The organism is Roseateles sp. P5_B10 (assembly GCF_056400485.1).
The window spans coordinates 1-967 of the sequence record NZ_JBFULE010001307.1; the positions used below are offsets into that span (position 1 = coordinate 1).

Annotated in this window: 1 protein-coding gene; it reads right to left on the minus strand. The window is 68.1% G+C overall.

Annotated features, from left to right (window positions below; genetic code table 11):
- Nucleotides 1–64: 64 nt before the first annotated feature.
- A partial coding sequence (locus tag AC1DU6_RS32930) for a phosphohexomutase domain-containing protein (protein ID WP_477862493.1) occupies nt 65–967 on the minus strand: 903 nt, incomplete at its 5' end.

The window sequence follows — 967 nt, forward strand, 5'->3', positions numbered from 1 at the left end:
CCCTTGGGGGACCGGTCAGGCACGCATGCGTTCAGCAGCGCGAGACTGGACGAGGGGCTCCGTTTCAAGACGAGACAGCATCCACCAGGCGCTGGGCACAGCGCTGGGCCACTGTGGCATCCGAGGCCTCGACCATGACGCGCAGCAAAGGCTCGGTGCCCGAGGCGCGGATCAGGATGCGACCCTTGTTGCCCAGCTCGGCCATCACCGCCGCCTGCTCCTCGGCCAGGCGCGTGCTGCTCTTCCAGTCCTGGCCGGCAGCCAGGCGCACGTTGATCAAGGTCTGCGGGAACAGGTCCACGCCTTGCAACTGCTCCGCCAGGCCGCGTCCGCTGCGGCAGACGGCCTGCAGCACCAGCAGCGCGCTGACGATGCCGTCGCCCGTGGTGTGCTTGTCCAGCGCCAGCAGGTGGCCAGAGCCCTCGCCGCCCAGCTGCCAGCCGCGCGCGGCCAACTCTTCCAGTACATAGCGGTCGCCGACCTTGGCGCGCACGAATTCGACGTCGCGCGAACGCAGCGCCAGCTCGACGGCCATATTGGTCATCAGCGTACCGACGGCGCCCGGCACGCGCAGCCCTTGGGCGAGGCGATCGGCCACCATCACGTAGAGCAGTTCGTCACCGTTGTAGAGGCGACCGTTGGCGTCCACCAGCTGCAGCCGGTCGGCGTCGCCGTCCAGCGCCACGCCGTAATGGGCGCCGTTGGCCTTGACAGCCTCGACAAGGGCCCCGGGCGCTGTCGCGCCGAAGCCGGCATTGATGTTGAAGCCGTCGGGCTTGCAGCCGATCGAGATGACCTCTGCGCCCAGCTCATGGAAGACATCGGGCGCAACGTGATAGGCCGCGCCGTGGGCTGCGTCGACGACGATCTTCAGCCCCTTGAGCGTCAGGTCCGAGCCGAAACTGTTCTTGCAGAACTCGATGTAGCGGCCGCGCGCATCTTCCAGGCGCTTGGCACGACCCAGGCT